The following is a 15,188-nucleotide window of genomic DNA, read 5'->3' as shown; positions in this document are numbered from 1 at the left end:
TTCCTCATTCTTAAATTTTTATTGTTAATTAGCACATGCCTATTAACGCTGTTGATTTTTTATAACAAGTTACATTGCTTGTTGTTGTAAATTTTCCAATGTCACATTTTTAACATCCACCAGCTTATTAAGCTGCGTGGTTAATAAATAAATAGGTTTATCACTGTCGACTGTCATTGCGACATGGTATTGGCCATCATCCATATTGAGTTGAAAATGGGTTAAATCAAAGCCACGATGACGCACAACGCGTAAAAAGCGTTCAACAGCGATACTTTGACTCTTTAAAGATACGGTTAAACTGTGTTTCATTTTGCACTCTCCGTCATCATTTCATCATTTGCAGCACCTGGTGGAACCAATGGCCATACATTTTCTTTATCATCAATACAGGCATGAACAATATAAGGACCTTTACTGCTTATTAGCGCGCTAATAGCATCATCAACTTGATTTGCGTGGGTAATTGTTTGCCCTGGGATACCAAATACAGCAGCCAGTTGCACAAAATCCGGATTGTCTGATAAATCGGTTTCGCTGTAGCGCCCTTCAAAAAACAGCTCTTGCCATTGACGAACCATCCCCAAACGTTGGTTATCAAGTATGAGTATTTTTACAGGTAAATTGTTACGGCGGATAGTCGCAAGCTCTTGAATGTTCATCATGATAGAACCATCGCCAGATACCGTGATTACAAAGTCATCTGGACGCGCTACTTGCGCGCCTATGGCGGCGGGCAAACCAAAGCCCATTGTACCCGCGCCACCACTGCTTAAATGGTTACTTGGATGACTAAATTTCATATGCTGCGCCACCCACATTTGGTGCTGACCCACATCGCAACACACCACACCTGTTTTTGGCATACGCTTACTAAGTTGGTTAAGTAAATACGGGGCGAATACTTTATCGCCTGGGTAGTCATAACGCCATGCATGCTCAATGCTCATTGCTTTAGTGTGATCACGCCATGCTTGCTCAGTCACAAAACACTCAAGTTGCGGTAATGATGTTTTTAAATCTGCAATTAATGACGCTCTAGCGGGTTTACGCTTACCCACTTCAGCGGCATCGATATCTAAATGGATTACTTTTGCTTTGGCTGCAAATTTACCTAAATTACCCGTCACACGGTCATCAAAGCGTGCGCCTATGCATACCAACACGTCACATTCTTGTACTGCAAAGTTAGCCGCTTGCCCGCCATGCATCCCAAGCATGCCCAGTTCATATTCGTACTCAGGCAATACACTACCCAGTGCTTTTAAGGTTGATACTGCTGGCATTTGCGTTTTATTTAAAAATTGCATTAACTCATTTTGCGCACCCGCCGCTTGAACACCGCCGCCAACATAGGCAACGGGGCGTTTTGCTTCGCTTAATAGCTGATTAGCTATAGCAACTTGATTTAAATCTAGTTCTGGAAGGTAATCATCAGCTGCTAACCAAGGTTTGAATGGCACTTGCGCCATTTGAATATCTTTAGGGATATCAACTAACACCGGACCTGGACGGCCACTTTGTGCCAAATGCATTGCTTCTTGGAGTATTTCAGCTAAATCTTCAGGACGTTCCACCATGTAACTGTGTTTAGTACATGACAGTGACATGCCCAGCACGTCTATCTCTTGGAATGCATCTGAACCGATTGCGGCTGTTGGTACTTGACCTGTGATAGCAAGTAGCGGCACCGAGTCCATCATTGCATCAGCCAGGGCGGTAATTAAGTTAGTAGCACCAGGGCCGGAGGTCGCAAAACAAACCCCTAACTTACCCGTGCTGCGAGCAAACCCGACAGCAGCAAAACCAGCCCCTTGCTCATGGCGAGTCAAATAATGCTTCACTGGCGCGCCGTACAACGCATCGTAAATTGGCATGATGGCTCCACCTGGGTAACCAAACACTTCATTTACGCCATGCTTGGCTAATAAATCGATTGTTAACTCTGCGCCTGTCATTAAATAACCCTCATTCCTCAGTGACATTTTAAAGCTCAATAACCTGTTCTAAACCCTGAAACTAAAAAGCCCCCCGACTGTTAAGGCGGGGGGCTTTATCAATGCTTCACTTTCTTAAAGCACTAAGTAGCCCCCGCGGTAATAATAATCACCACGACGTTAATTAGGACTAGGTTTAGTGCGTTTGTAAGCATGTAATAAATACCAAAAATTTGTTGAATTAGGCAAGGGTATCAATTCCCCCGCTGTCTTTTTATATTAGTACCGCGATGAGCAGCTCAAGTCAACCTTAAAATCAATCCAAAAAAAAGAGGTTAACATCATTTAAAAGGTATAAAAATCCAACATAAACCAATAAGTAGATTTATTTTTCCCATATTCGAAAGTATTGATATTTCATACCCCGTTATAACCAATTAACGGTTTGATTAATTTTTGTGACTGTTTCAATAAATTATTCTTTTTAAGCGACTAAATCAGTCTAATTCAAAAAACCAGAAAAAATACCACACCAGCAGCAACGTCTTCAGGTAAAGAGTAGTTTCTCCTCAGCGTTTCTTAAGTCTAATTAATTAATATAGCGAGGTTATGTTTACAGAGTATTGCTATGTTAGATTTAATTAAAAGATTACCCTCGCTTAAAGTTACGACCAATAATAAACATGTCTATTTTCACTGTAGCGCTAACGTATTTATTATAGTGCTAGCTTGTTACTACTGTTTAGTGATCAACATACCTTTTATAGAAGGTGCATTTACGGCAATTACTGCTTTAAATTCATTTTCATGGTTATTTTTGCTGTCTGTACCACTTTTGTTAATGTGTTTGCTGGTGCTGTTTTTCTCACTGCTTTCCACTCGCTGGCTACTAAAGCCCGCCGCCTACATACTGTTAGTGATTTCTAGCGCCGCGCTATATGGCTCTGTTAATTACGGCGTGGTGTTTGATTATTCAATGATTCAAAACACTTTTGAAACCGACGGCAAAGAAGCAATGAGCTACTTAAATACCCAGCTCATTGGCTTTTTAATGTTGTTTTGCGCCATACCGCTATTTGTTTTGAATAAAGTGAAAATTAACTTCAATCGCCCACATCAAGAGCTACTCAGTCGTAGCAAGCTAGTTGCCGGCTGCTTAGTGCTCATCGCACTTGTGGTCGTTAATTTTTATGCTGATTACGCTGCAACTGGGCGTAATAATCGGATTCTGAAAAAAGAGCTCATTCCATTTCAATATTTAACGAGTAGCTATAAATATATCCGTGATCAATGGCTATACAAAGATATGCCATTTAAACAACTTGATACCAATCCACTATTAGTTAAACCAAGCCAAACACGCGTTACCGTCATTATGGTAGGCGAAACAGCCCGTGCTGAAAATTTTAGCTACCAAGGCTACCCTCGTAATACTAATCAATATACGCAACCGTTGGGCGTGCATTATTTTAATAATGTGGCTTCGTGTGGTACTGCTACCGCAGTGTCTGTTCCTTGTATGTTTTCAGCTCAGCCACACGCCACATTTTCTCGTCGCGACACTGACAACCAACAAAATATACTTGACCTAGCTCAAAGTGCCGGAGCAGATGTACTGTGGATTGATAATAACAGCGGCTGTAAAGAGGTATGCAACCGTGTTACTACAATCAACAATGAAGCAATTAAGACCCCTAATAATGCTGCTTTTTGTCAACAAGCACATTGTTACGATGAAGCGCTAATTGCACCTTTACGACGCAAATTGGCAAACCTTAGCCACGCTAATACCGTTATTGTATTGCATATGATGGGCTCACATGGACCTACGTATTTTCAGCGCTACCCTGAGCAATTTAAACAATTTACCCCCACTTGTGATCGCAGTGATATTCAAAACTGCTCTAGCACACAATTAACGAATACATACGACAACACCATTGCCTATAGCGATTACGTAAATAGCTTGGCCATCGCACAACTAAATGCACTCCCTGACAATATAGAAAAAAGCTTTTTATATATTTCTGATCATGGTGAGTCTCTAGGTGAAAATGGTGCGTATCTGCATGGTTTTCCATATAGCTTTGCCCCTAGCGGCCAAACTCATGTTCCTCTTTATATTTGGGCTGATAATACAAATCAAGGCATTACAAATACATGTATAGCGCAAGCAAACCCAGCGCAAAGCCTTTCTCATGACAATATTTTTCACACTTTAGTGAATTTAATCGGCATTAACACTCTCACTTACCAACAAAACTTAGATGTACTTGCCCATTGCCAGCCAATCACCCAACTTAAACATCACAGCGAAGTAATCTTATGAATAATAAAACAGTGATAAAACGCCACGGACTAATGCGCCTTATATTTACCTTACGCCATACTTTTAATGGCTTAAAGTGGATGAGTAAACACGAGGCCGCATTTCGCCAAGAGCTCATGCTATTTAGCCTGCTCGGACTGTACTTATGGCTTCAAACGATCCCGCTATCAGATAAGTTACTATTAGCTGCCAGCCTTTTATTTGTGTTGTTTGCCGAGCTCGTTAATACCGCTGTTGAAGTGGTAGTCGATCGCATTGGGACTGAGCACCATGAGCTGTCAGGACTCGCCAAAGACATCGCTTCTGCGAGTGTATTTATTGCCATGCTTATTTGCGCTGCAATTTGGTGGGCACTATTATGGGCTTAGTTAATCAAACCGCGTTTACAGCATTTAAAAATCGTCTTGGCCCATACTGGGTATTACTGGTGTTTTTTGCTTTATCGCTCTGTATCCTCACACTCGCTCGCTTTAGTCTGAGCATATGGCAAGGCGAAAGAGTTTTTAGCTCCCACGCGTGGATGTCTATTTTTATAGGTGGTTTACGGGTTGATATCGCGACCTTAAGTTATATTTTAATGCCTGCATTATTACTTATTATTGCCAGTACTTTATTCTCCAGAGAACATGTTATTCGCGTTATCATTAAATACTATTTAGTATTCATGGCCGCTTTATTAATCTTTTTTGAAGTGATCACACCAACCTTTATTAACGAATACGACTTACGTCCAAACCGCTTATTTATTGAGTACCTCATTTACCCTAAAGAAGTCTCAAAAATGATTTTTTCAGGTTATAAAATTGAAGTATTTATCACTTTACTCGTGTTGATTTTAGGCGTGAAGCTAGCCACTAAAATTTTTTCAAGTCAATGGCGTAGTCAAAGTAAACTCTCAGCTATAACGCATACACTCCTAATTGTAAGCTTATTGTGCTTAACAGTATTAGGTGCGCGAAACTCGTTAGGGCACCGCCCACTTAACCCTGCGATGGTCGCATTTTCCACTGATCATTTATTAAATGACCTGACATTAAACTCACTGTACAGCGTCGCCTTTGCAATTAAACAATTAGGCAATGAAAAATCCAGCCAAGATTACTACGGCACAATACCTGAACCAGAGTTACTCAATTTAGTCAGGGCAGCAATGCAAAACGAATCTGCATTATTTAACGATACAACAGCACCAACAAAAACCTTTCATAGCGCTAGCAACCAAGGCAAAGCAAAGAATTTGGTGATCATTTTACAAGAAAGTTTAGGTGCACGTTACGTGGGGACATTAGGTGGCTTACCACTGACACCAAATATTGACGCGCTCTATCAACAAGGTTGGGGGTTTGATAATTTGTACGCCACTGGCACTCGTTCCGTCAGAGGCATTGAAGCTGTGATCACCGGCTTTGTGCCAACCCCTTCACGTGCCGTTGTCAAATTGGATAAATCACAACGAGACTTTTTCACTATCGCTGATTTTCTTGCCAAGCGAGATTACCACACTCAGTTTATTTACGGCGGTGAAAGTCATTTCGATAATATGCAAAGCTTCTTTTTAGGTAATGGTTTTAAGCAGATTATTGATAGTGATGACTTTGCTAATATTGACTTTAATGGCTCGTGGGGTGCCTCAGATGAAGATCTATTTAACCAAGCCGATATAGAATTAAATAAATTGCAGCAACAAAATAAGCCATTTTTTAGTTTAATTTTTTCAAGCTCAAATCACAGCCCTTATGAATTCCCTGATGGTAAAATCACTTTATACGATAACCAAAAGCAAACCCGCAATAATGCCGCTAAATATGCAGATTACGCATTAGGCACTTTTATTGAAAAGGCAAAAAAATCACGCTACTGGGAAGATACCGTCTTTATTGTTATTGCTGATCATGACTCGCGTGTTTCTGGCGCAAGCCTTGTGCCTATCGATCACTTTCGTATTCCTGCAGTTATTTTTGGCAATGGCATTACCGCTAAACGCGACCACCAGCTAGCAAGTCAATTAGATATCCCGGTGACACTGCTATCACTTATTGGTGCCAGTGGTGAACACCCAATGATAGGTCATGATCTATCGCAAACAATGCACTCAGATAAACATCGCGCAATGATGCAGTACGATAAAAACTTTGCTTATATGCAAGGCAATAAAGTCGTCATATTACAACCACAAAAACCAGCTACAACGTACACTTACACACAAAATAAACTGGTGCCGACTAGCAATGATCCAATAATGGTCAAACAAGCGTTAGCTCACGCTAATTTAGGCAACCTTGCCTACCAAAAAGGTTGGTATCATTAATTTAAGCAGCTTGCTACAGTTACAAGCTAAAGATTATGTTTTATAAAAAGCTAACAGCATGAAAATACTAGTAATCGAAGATTCAGAGCCACTAAGGCGCAGCCTCCTCGTGGGGCTAAACAATTTAGGCTTTACCGTGGATGAAAGCGGCGATGGCTCTGAGGGTTTGAGTATGGCGCTATCGGGGGATTATGATTTAATCATACTCGATTTAATGCTACCCAGTGTTGATGGTATGAGCATATTACAAGCGCTAAGAAGTACGCCCAGCCAAACACGGGTATTAATTCTCTCAGCACGTAGTGAAGCGCACGATAAAATAAATGGCTTAATGAAAGGCGCTGATGATTACCTCACTAAGCCATTCTCGTTTGAAGAGCTGCATGCTCGAGTGCTTGCGTTGTCACGTAGAGGGCAACTACAAAGCCAACAAAATACATTACGTGTTGGTGACTGCGTATTAGACTTGAGTTTAAAAACGTTTAATTATCAGCAGCAGTCAGTCAATATCACTCGTAATGAATACAAAATTATCGAGTGTTTATTTAGCGCAAAAGACAGAGTCCTTGGGCTTGAAATGATCAGCGAAGCCGTCGTTGGGCAGTTTGATATGCTCTCAAAAAACGCACTAGAAGCGCATATTTCAGCAGTTCGTAAAAAAGTGCGTTTATTAGGCGGCGAACTACCAATAAAAAATAAACGTGGATTTGGCTATGTCGCTTCAGAAAATTAAAATTCATTCAATTAAACGTAAACTCGTAAATAATATCAGTGCGGTTATATCCGTTATTTTAGTCACTATTTTTTTAACCGTGGACTTAAGCGTTGATGGCTGGGTTGAAGATCAATTTAATCAATCTCTTTCAAATAAATCGAACTATTTAAAAACATTGGTTGAGGACGATAACGGCATATTGGAGTTTGATTTTGCAGGTGAGTTTATGTCTGAATACGAGCAAGCTAATGCCACAGAGTTTTATCAACTATGGCATGAGCAACGCACTTTTGAAAAGTCAGATTCATTAGCGTTATACCCATCCGTTGAACTGCCTAATTTAGACATTCCAATCAACGAGTTTAAAATTATTGATTACGTATTACCTAATGGTGAAAGCGGCCGCGCCATGATCAGCCATTTTATTGCTCAAAAAGATGATAAACACCCCCAAGATAATAATCACTTTATGACAATGACATTAACGATTGCAGCCCCTACCGCCGCTTTAAATAAAGTACTGATTATTATTGATGTGGTGTTTGTACTCACCTGTATTATTGCTGTTTTTGGGGTGCGCTATTTAGTCACGCGCATTGTAAGTCGAGGGCTTTATCCGCTAAATAACTTAAATGAACAAATTAAGTTATTGGATATTACTGGTGTATCGCAAACAATAAAAAGTGATTTTCCTGTAGAGGAAATTGAGCCGATACGTAACGAGCTCAATAAATTTATTACCACCAACCAGCAGCTGTATCAAAATGAAAAACGCCTCACAAGCGATATAGCCCACGAGTTAAAAACACCTATTGCTGAATTAATAAGCTTATCTGAAGTCGCACTGCGTTATCCTAACGATGAACGAATTAGTGCCACTTATACCAGTGACATACTGGCTATTTCGGTGCGAATGAAAGCCATTGTAAATAACTTATTGTTATTACAACGCGCTGGAAGCAGTTCGATAGAACTAACCAAAGAAATCATCATTCTGGCTGATTTTATTCAACAAACCTGTAACGAATTAGATTTTAAACACCCAAACATTAAGCAGCGTTTAAATCTTACAATTGTACCGACAGCTCGCGTTATCGCTGATCGGTTTTGTTTGCATACTATTTTATTAAACCTACTCGATAATGCCTTATTCTATGGCCTAACCACTGATCCAATCAACTTACACGTTGAGCAATCACCTGCTAATACAACAATCACCTTATGTAATACCTTGGCAACACCTTTAACGGCTCAGCAGCTTGAAGCTATTTTTGATCCCTTATACCAACTTGACAGCTCAAGAACAAATAACCAACGCCATGGCTTAGGATTAGCGATAGTTAAAAGTATTTGCACGCTTAATAAATTTACTATCAAAGCAGAAAATAAACCAGACTCCCGCTTAGCCCTAATTTTAATATTACCCAATTAAACATATTGGTTTAAGATGAACGCATACCTAAACAATAAGGACAATTATGAATTTTACACAGCGTATTAGCAGCTACTTTATTTTATCTCTTTTACTGTGTGCCAGTTTTGCCAGCCATAGTGAGCCAGGCCTTTGGAAAATAGAAAAAAACGGCATTAACTCTTACCTTTTTGGCACCGTGCATGTAGGTGACACCTCCATGAAAGGACTTCCTAAAAAAGTTATCAAAGCAATTGATGCCAGCGAAAAAGTAATTGTAGAAGTTGATATCAGCGCCATTAGTCCAATCGAAATGCAGCGCCGTTCAATGCCTTTTATGATGCTTAAAAATGGTAAAACACTACAGTCAGAGCTCTCTGAACATAACTACAAAAAGCTCAAAGAATACTTCGCCGAAAAGTCGATTGATATTGCGATGTTTAACAACTTAGCACCGTGGGCCGTTATGGTCACTATGATGCAAATTGAATTTCAAAATGCTGGATTCTCAGATCAAAATGGCATTGACAAGCAAGTACTCGCTTACTCTAAAAGCAATGGTATTACTATTGGTGAGCTAGAAACCCTTGAGTATCAGATGGAAATGTTTAATCATATGTCTTTATTAAGCAATGAAATGATTGAAGAAACATTTGAGCAACTCGCTGATGTTGAAACTTACTTTATTACCCTAGTAAATGCGTGGAAAAACGGCGATATGGCAACGTTAACCAAGTATTACAATGAAAGCTTTGATGACAGCAGCTACGGCGAAATCAGTGAACAGGTCATGCTCATTGAGCGTAACAACAACTGGGTGAAGGAACTCACTCCTCGCATTGGTAAAGAAAAGCTATTCATTGCAGTCGGCGCACTGCATTTACCAGAGCAACACGGTTTATTAAAGCAATTTAAAGATCACGGTTTTACCGTCACTCGACTGTAATCAACCACCATTAAAACCAGCTGAGTAATACCAGCTGGTTATTAAGGATAACGATGAAACGTTTTAAATTCACAATTTCATACTTTGTATTAGCCTTACTTTTAAGCGCTGTTTACTATTACCAAGAAGGCAGCTTCAACCTAAGTGGAACATTAATTTTCGCCTCTATTATTCTTGTTATGGAAGTAAGCGTTTATTTTACGATCAAACTTTATAAAAAATATAAAAAGCCCTTAATAGCAGAAGCCTAACACTATAAGTGGTACTTAATATTTGTCCTTTTAACTTTTACATGGTGATTTACATAAATTACCATGTCAGCGCCTATTATTATATTTAGAGCTGTAACACAGCTGATCCTCTCATCAAGCCCCAAACATAGTTTGTTTATATTATAAATACGATATTTAGGATGGATGTCATCTTAGTGTTATTTGGGCTAAAAATTATCTCTTTTTATCACTACTCGCTCATCGTTCATCGTTCATCGTTCATCGTTCATCGTTCATTAAATGAGTAAATATCATTGAAAACCCTAAATTACATGCATGAAAATCACTGCATGATTGCATCTTTAATTTTTTAATGAGTAGTTCAAGTTCTATGCGATTCGCTCGCTGCTTTCTGTTTAGACTTTCACAGTAACTTCTTGTGAAGCTATTTGTTTTTCATACTAATTAAAAACCAGTAAAAAATATAAAAAATACAACCTTTAGGGTGGATGTCTTCTGAATAAGTATTCTGAGTATTAGTACTGTATTTACCAGAGTAACACGATTTATTAAAGCAATTTAAAGACTACGGTTTTACAGTAACTCACCTGTGAATAAACAATCCAACCGCTTGGCTAGTAATAGCCAGGCGGGCTGCTTTAACTTCAATAACGATTTGGTTGCATATTTAAACATACCAATAACAAGCGCTGAATAAGTTCTTAAAAAGAGTAATTTTACACCTAGAGCCGCTTATTAGGCGCTTTTGATTAATGTAAGGAATTTATTACTTTGAACTATTTTACCAATTAAGTTTTGTACAGCGGGCATTAAAGCTTGAGCGGTTTGATTACAAGCAGTTTCACCATAAAAACTACTAGTAAATTCATAATTTTCAACGACAGATAATGATTGCCCGTTTGATGAGTTAATTGTTACTGCTATATTCCACTTACCAGATGCCGATGAAAAGTCAATTGAATCAAGCGTACCTGTTAATGTAACTGGTGCCTCCGCAGCATATAGATCTGCCATTTTTAGTTCATCTACAAATGCTTTTCGAATGAAGCCTTCAAAAGTTTGACCATCAGGGGTTTTGATAGGACCAACGCCGCGACACATAATACTCGTCTGGCTTTTCTCTGCGCTATTAAATTCACCGATTTGTAATTTAGAGCCCTTAGCTTGTTTGAGTGTTGTAATATTATCAACAGATACCGCGTAACGATCAACTGAATATGTTGAACACCCTGACATAGTTAATGCAACTACTGCAACCACACAAATTTTCTTTAACATTTTATTTCCTTTTTAAGATAAACACTGATTGAGAACGCCTTGGCGTCTAACGAGCCTGTAGAATAACTCGTTTTTATTTTATTTTTATTGATGTTTCAATCATAGCTGATTTCCTATTTTAATTCAATCGGTTACTTTGATTCCCCTAAAATATAAAAAGATAACTTGGTGTTGTTTTAATGGGAGTCTTGGAAGGGATTGCAGGTGTGTGAGTGGCTTATTTGAGGTGATGTAATCCCCTGCCACCGAACACAGTTGTAGGATTATCGGTGCGTTAATCATTCTGGGTAAAAGCATCGTTACTTGACCGCGATAATCAACAGTAAGAAGCCAAAGGAAAACCCCATAATACCATTATCAGATCGCTGGCATTAAAGTTGATAAGGATCCTATTTAGGTGCTGGAAACACATGCGACCTACGATGAATCAAATTACCTAACAACAGCATTGGAAAGTGAATTTAAGTGCTGACTGTCCTCCTCAGGACGCGTTGTTATATTTTCATATGCAAATCAACCATTAGTTAATGCACTGACAATAACACCTGAAATTATTGATGTGACCGAAGGGTAGCGTTCAAAGATCTGTGTCATTTCATAAACTGATAAAAACAGGAATGACACATGACAATCAATTCAACTTCGAAGATGCAGTTAAGGCACTTCAATCAGATAAAAAACTTAATGGTAAAGATGGTGTGCTCACATCACTTATCAAACAGCTAACCGAGTCAGCACTTAAGGCTGAGCTTGAACAGCATATTTAGGGGAATAGACAATTGTGTATGTTGTAAATACAATAATTTAAATATATCACTTCGCTGCTCAAGCGTTGACTTAATAAGTTGTTGCTGTAACTGCCCATCAACAACATAGCCGTAATGACTAATAAGGTCAGGAATTTCATCAAGACGATTAACAACAAAAATCATCGTCATGGTCGTGCTTAGTTCAGTGAGTATATCGTTTAACTTGGCCACGCTATCAACATCTAAACCATCAAAGGGTTCATCTAATACTATGATTTCTGGGCGGCTACTTAATGCTTTTATTAGCATTAATTTTCGTGTTTCACCTGTTGAAAGTGCGCGTAAACGTTCACTTAGTAATGCCTGAAAATTAAATAACTCTATTAACCTTCCAGATAAGGCTGAATCAAAACAGTCTGCATCATGCTGTTGATAAATAAGATCACAGACTAACGTAGCGGCTATTTTACCGTCAATTATATCATCTTGATCGGTTAGCAATTGTGCATTAATGAGTTGCTGTAATTGCGGATTTTCCGGCGCCATTACCACCTAATAATACCCAATGTTCACCACTGTTTACTTGCCAGCTTATATCTTTAAGCAGGTAACCATCTCGCTCTTCAGCGCCTAACCGAGCTGTAATATTTTGCAGTTGAATTGATTGCACTAAACGATCCTCTACGTTATTTAACCTGCAAATACATGACTTTGATAAAGATAACTACTGATGGTAAAAATTAATTTAAACCTTTTTAAACGTCACTGCGTCTAACTTATAAACCAACTAATAATGAGCAATACTATGAACAATTTTTTACTTTTCACAGCCGCCAGTGCACTATTCACAACCAGTGTTTTTGCTCATGCTGAGCCACATATTGAGCAAACATTTAATATTTCAGGGCAACAGCAGTTGGATATTAACGTCCCTGTTGGCAGTTTAGAACTGACGACTCACCAAGGCTCTAATGTTAAAGTATCCATAGAGTTTAAAGCTAAAAACAATAACGGATTCAAATCTGAGATTGATCTTGAAAGTATCACGTTAGATCATCAACAAAACGCCAATAAATTAAGCCTAAATGTAGATAATGACGACATCCAACAAAAGTGGGTTGTTAGTTTACCAACGAGCATGGCTATTGATTTAGAGCTTGGCGTGGGCGATATTGAAGTCAATGATTTTGCTAACTCAGCCGATATTGACGTAGGTGTTGGTGCGGTGCGTATTCGCAGCGAACTTGATGATTACAAACGTATTGAACTTGATAGTGGTGTGGGCGACACGCGTGTATCTGGCATGAAAAATGATGCTCAGCATACCCGTAAAATGGTAAGTTCTGAAACACTATACAGTGGTAATGGTCAATATTCTATTAATGTTGAAGTGGGCGTAGGTGATATTAAAATCACTCGCTAACCTTGTCAGCAAATAAATAGTTTAGCCCTTAACAGCTTCAATAAGGGCTTTTTTAATATACTCAGCATTAATCGGTTTATATACATGATTATTGACGCCTAATTCGTAGGTCTTCTCTAAATCGGCGGTTGAGGTATTTGCAGTGACGACAATAATAGGCACTTGCGATTTTAATTCTTGACGAATAACCTTAATCGCCTGAAAACCATCCATTACAGGCATATTTAAGTCCATAAAAATTAAATCGTACTGAGATTCAGTTACTTTATCCGTTGCAATTAAACCATTTTCAGCCATGTCATAAGTGTAATTTAACTCTGCCAAAATACGCCCTAATATCATTGCATTAAGTGGGTTATCTTCAACAACTAGGCAATGTAAATTTACTGGTAATTGAGTTTCATCACCGGCATTTGCGACTTTAACAGGTAACACCACATGCACTTTTGCACCGTAAGGTTTGTTACTTAAAAATTCGATATCTCCTTGCTGTGCCGAAACTATATTCTGCACGCGAGCGAGCCCCATTTGCAGGCCTTGAAAGTGATTTTGTTGCGTCTCATTTTGTAAAAAAAACTCTGGTGAATCCCCTAAAAATCCCGCCCCGGTATCACTTACTGTTAAATGCAGTTGCTGCATTTTATGTATGGATGCAGATACCGTTATATTGCCTTTATCTGTAAATTTAATCGCATTGCTCAGTAACTCGCCAACCAATTGCTGCAAACGGGGATGATCCAACTCCACATCACAGTCAAGCTCTGGCGATAAATTTATAAATAAAGCGAGTTGCTTTTGTGTGCAAGCAAATTGATACGAATTAACCACCGACTGTAAGCTATCTAATATATTCGCACGAGACAATTTGAGTTGCCACAAACCTTTATTTATCAACTGGGCTTCATGTAACTCATCTAACATATTGATAAGGCGATTAGCGCAATATTGCGCTTGTTGTTTTACAGCCTGTTGCGCTGTGTTAACTTCTAGCTCATCAATTGCATGCATCAACCCTTGTAATGGGGTTCTAAATTCATGACTGGTACGCGCAATGAACCGTTCCTTGTTTTGGCTGATTTGTTCTGCATATTTTTTTTGTTGTTGGTATTTAGTTAATGTTGCGATTATTTGACGTTCCATTGGCTGAAAAATAAATTTCAATTCAATCATCAATAGCAGTAATGTTAGTAGCCAAAAAGAGAGCTCTAAATAAGATATTAGCGCTACTTTGTGAGTCGTTTGTTGCTCAAACAAAGTAACTGCGTCGTCTAGTTTAGTTAGTAGTAATTCAGCTTCATCAAGACTAAAAATATGCAGATTAGCAATATTCGATTCTGACTGTTTTAATATTTGTTGCGCAGTAAGAATATACTGCTCACTTTGTATTGCGAGCATATCAGGCATCGAAAAATAATGATCTTCCAACTCTGTATTTAGATAAAGATAATGACCTTGCTGATCTTGTTTCGTTAAAAATTGGTGACCTTGCTGAAACTCAGTAACTGCATTTTCAAGGGCCTCTTTGTATTTGGGATGCTGTTGTAGCTTATGACTGTCATTTATTATATTGCTATACCAAGCAATTTTTTGTGAGAGCATACGCTGTTTACCTGCAATGTTAATCACCAGTGATTCATCTTTTTGTATTGCAAATAAATACTGCATCAGCAATGCGGCTGCAGTACTGAGTATAGCTATCGCTAGTAATGCCCAGCGGTAACGTGATCGAATATTAGCAATTATCTGTAACATTACGGGCTCATCTCTTTTTGTCTAAGTGTAGACTACCAATGATAAACAACCACCATTTTACTGTGTATTGTCACTTTAAAGCCTTCCCTTAAAGTGACGCAAATGTT

The 15,188-nt window shown here is 38.7% G+C and carries 15 protein-coding genes; 9 read left to right on the top strand and 6 right to left on the bottom strand.

All coding sequences use genetic code 11. The features are described from left to right. Positions 1-69: 69 nt before the first annotated feature. Entirely contained in the window at positions 70-312 is a 243-nt protein-coding gene (gene ilvM, locus HH219_RS05185) for an acetolactate synthase 2 small subunit (protein WP_054204925.1), read from the bottom strand. Then, positions 309-1,958, bottom strand: a complete 1,650-nt coding sequence (ilvG, locus tag HH219_RS05180; RefSeq protein WP_054204926.1) for an acetolactate synthase 2 catalytic subunit — start codon at positions 1,956-1,958, stop codon at positions 309-311. The genes ilvM and ilvG overlap by 4 nt, the downstream gene beginning before the upstream one ends. A gap of 607 nt (positions 1,959-2,565) precedes the next feature. On the opposite strand from ilvG, the gene HH219_RS05175 reads away from it, so the two are divergent. The 7 genes from HH219_RS05175 to HH219_RS05145 are packed head-to-tail and all read left to right on the top strand — an operon-like array spanning position 2,566 to position 9,897. Beyond that, positions 2,566-4,266, top strand: coding sequence for a phosphoethanolamine--lipid A transferase (locus HH219_RS05175; RefSeq protein WP_169326833.1), 1,701 nt, complete (start codon positions 2,566-2,568; stop codon positions 4,264-4,266). Then, the gene (locus HH219_RS05170) at positions 4,263-4,634 is read left to right on the top strand and encodes a diacylglycerol kinase (RefSeq protein ID WP_054204928.1); all 372 of its coding nucleotides are present in this window, start codon (positions 4,263-4,265) and stop codon (positions 4,632-4,634) included. The genes HH219_RS05175 and HH219_RS05170 overlap by 4 nt, the downstream gene beginning before the upstream one ends. After that, positions 4,625-6,574 (top strand): LTA synthase family protein, encoded by a 1,950-nt coding sequence (locus HH219_RS05165; protein ID WP_169326832.1) that lies wholly within the window; start codon positions 4,625-4,627, stop codon positions 6,572-6,574. Before HH219_RS05170 ends, HH219_RS05165 begins: the two co-directional genes overlap by 10 nt. 58 nt (positions 6,575-6,632) lie before the next feature. Then, positions 6,633-7,307, top strand: coding sequence for a response regulator transcription factor (locus HH219_RS05160; protein ID WP_169326831.1), 675 nt, complete (start codon positions 6,633-6,635; stop codon positions 7,305-7,307). Then, on the top strand, positions 7,288-8,721 hold the full coding sequence (locus HH219_RS05155; protein WP_169326830.1) for an ATP-binding protein: 1,434 nt from the start codon (positions 7,288-7,290) through the stop codon (positions 8,719-8,721). The genes HH219_RS05160 and HH219_RS05155 overlap by 20 nt, the downstream gene beginning before the upstream one ends. A 46-nt stretch (positions 8,722-8,767) precedes the next feature. After that, positions 8,768-9,646: a TraB/GumN family protein gene (locus HH219_RS05150; protein WP_169326829.1), complete on the top strand. Its 879-nt coding sequence runs from the start codon at positions 8,768-8,770 to the stop codon at positions 9,644-9,646. Between the two features lie 53 nt (positions 9,647-9,699). Then, on the top strand, positions 9,700-9,897 hold the full coding sequence (locus tag HH219_RS05145) for a hypothetical protein (RefSeq protein ID WP_169326828.1): 198 nt from the start codon (positions 9,700-9,702) through the stop codon (positions 9,895-9,897). Positions 9,898-10,614: 717 nt separating this feature from the next. On the opposite strand, the gene HH219_RS05140 is transcribed toward HH219_RS05145, so the two are convergent. Continuing rightward, positions 10,615-11,157: a hypothetical protein gene (locus HH219_RS05140; protein ID WP_169326827.1), complete on the bottom strand. Its 543-nt coding sequence runs from the start codon at positions 11,155-11,157 to the stop codon at positions 10,615-10,617. 617 nt (positions 11,158-11,774) lie between these two features. On the opposite strand from HH219_RS05140, the gene HH219_RS05130 reads away from it, so the two are divergent. Beyond that, positions 11,775-11,924 carry a hypothetical protein gene (locus HH219_RS05130; protein WP_169326826.1) on the top strand — a complete coding sequence of 50 codons (150 nt, stop codon included), beginning with the start codon at positions 11,775-11,777 and terminating at the stop codon, positions 11,922-11,924. Here the strand turns inward: HH219_RS05130 and HH219_RS05125 are convergent. Beyond that, positions 11,889-12,452: a hypothetical protein gene (locus HH219_RS05125; protein WP_169326825.1), complete on the bottom strand. Its 564-nt coding sequence runs from the start codon at positions 12,450-12,452 to the stop codon at positions 11,889-11,891. The genes HH219_RS05130 and HH219_RS05125 overlap by 36 nt on opposite strands. Continuing rightward, complete coding sequence (locus tag HH219_RS22390) at positions 12,415-12,576, bottom strand: ATP-binding cassette domain-containing protein (protein ID WP_169326824.1); 162 nt, start codon at positions 12,574-12,576, stop codon at positions 12,415-12,417. Before HH219_RS22390 ends, HH219_RS05125 begins: the two co-directional genes overlap by 38 nt. 135 nt (positions 12,577-12,711) lie before the next feature. Between HH219_RS22390 and HH219_RS05115 the strand changes: the two genes are divergently transcribed. After that, positions 12,712-13,329, top strand: a complete 618-nt coding sequence (locus HH219_RS05115; RefSeq protein ID WP_169326823.1) for a hypothetical protein — start codon at positions 12,712-12,714, stop codon at positions 13,327-13,329. Between the two features lie 21 nt (positions 13,330-13,350). On the opposite strand, the gene HH219_RS05110 is transcribed toward HH219_RS05115, so the two are convergent. After that, the gene (locus tag HH219_RS05110) at positions 13,351-15,081 is read right to left on the bottom strand and encodes a response regulator (protein WP_169326822.1); all 1,731 of its coding nucleotides are present in this window, start codon (positions 15,079-15,081) and stop codon (positions 13,351-13,353) included. Positions 15,082-15,188: the final 107 nt, after the last annotated feature.

The organism is Pseudoalteromonas sp. NEC-BIFX-2020_015 (assembly GCF_012952265.1).
Lineage (GTDB): Bacteria > Pseudomonadota > Gammaproteobacteria > Enterobacterales > Alteromonadaceae > Pseudoalteromonas > Pseudoalteromonas neustonica.
This window is presented reverse-complemented; position numbering and strand designations above follow the sequence as displayed.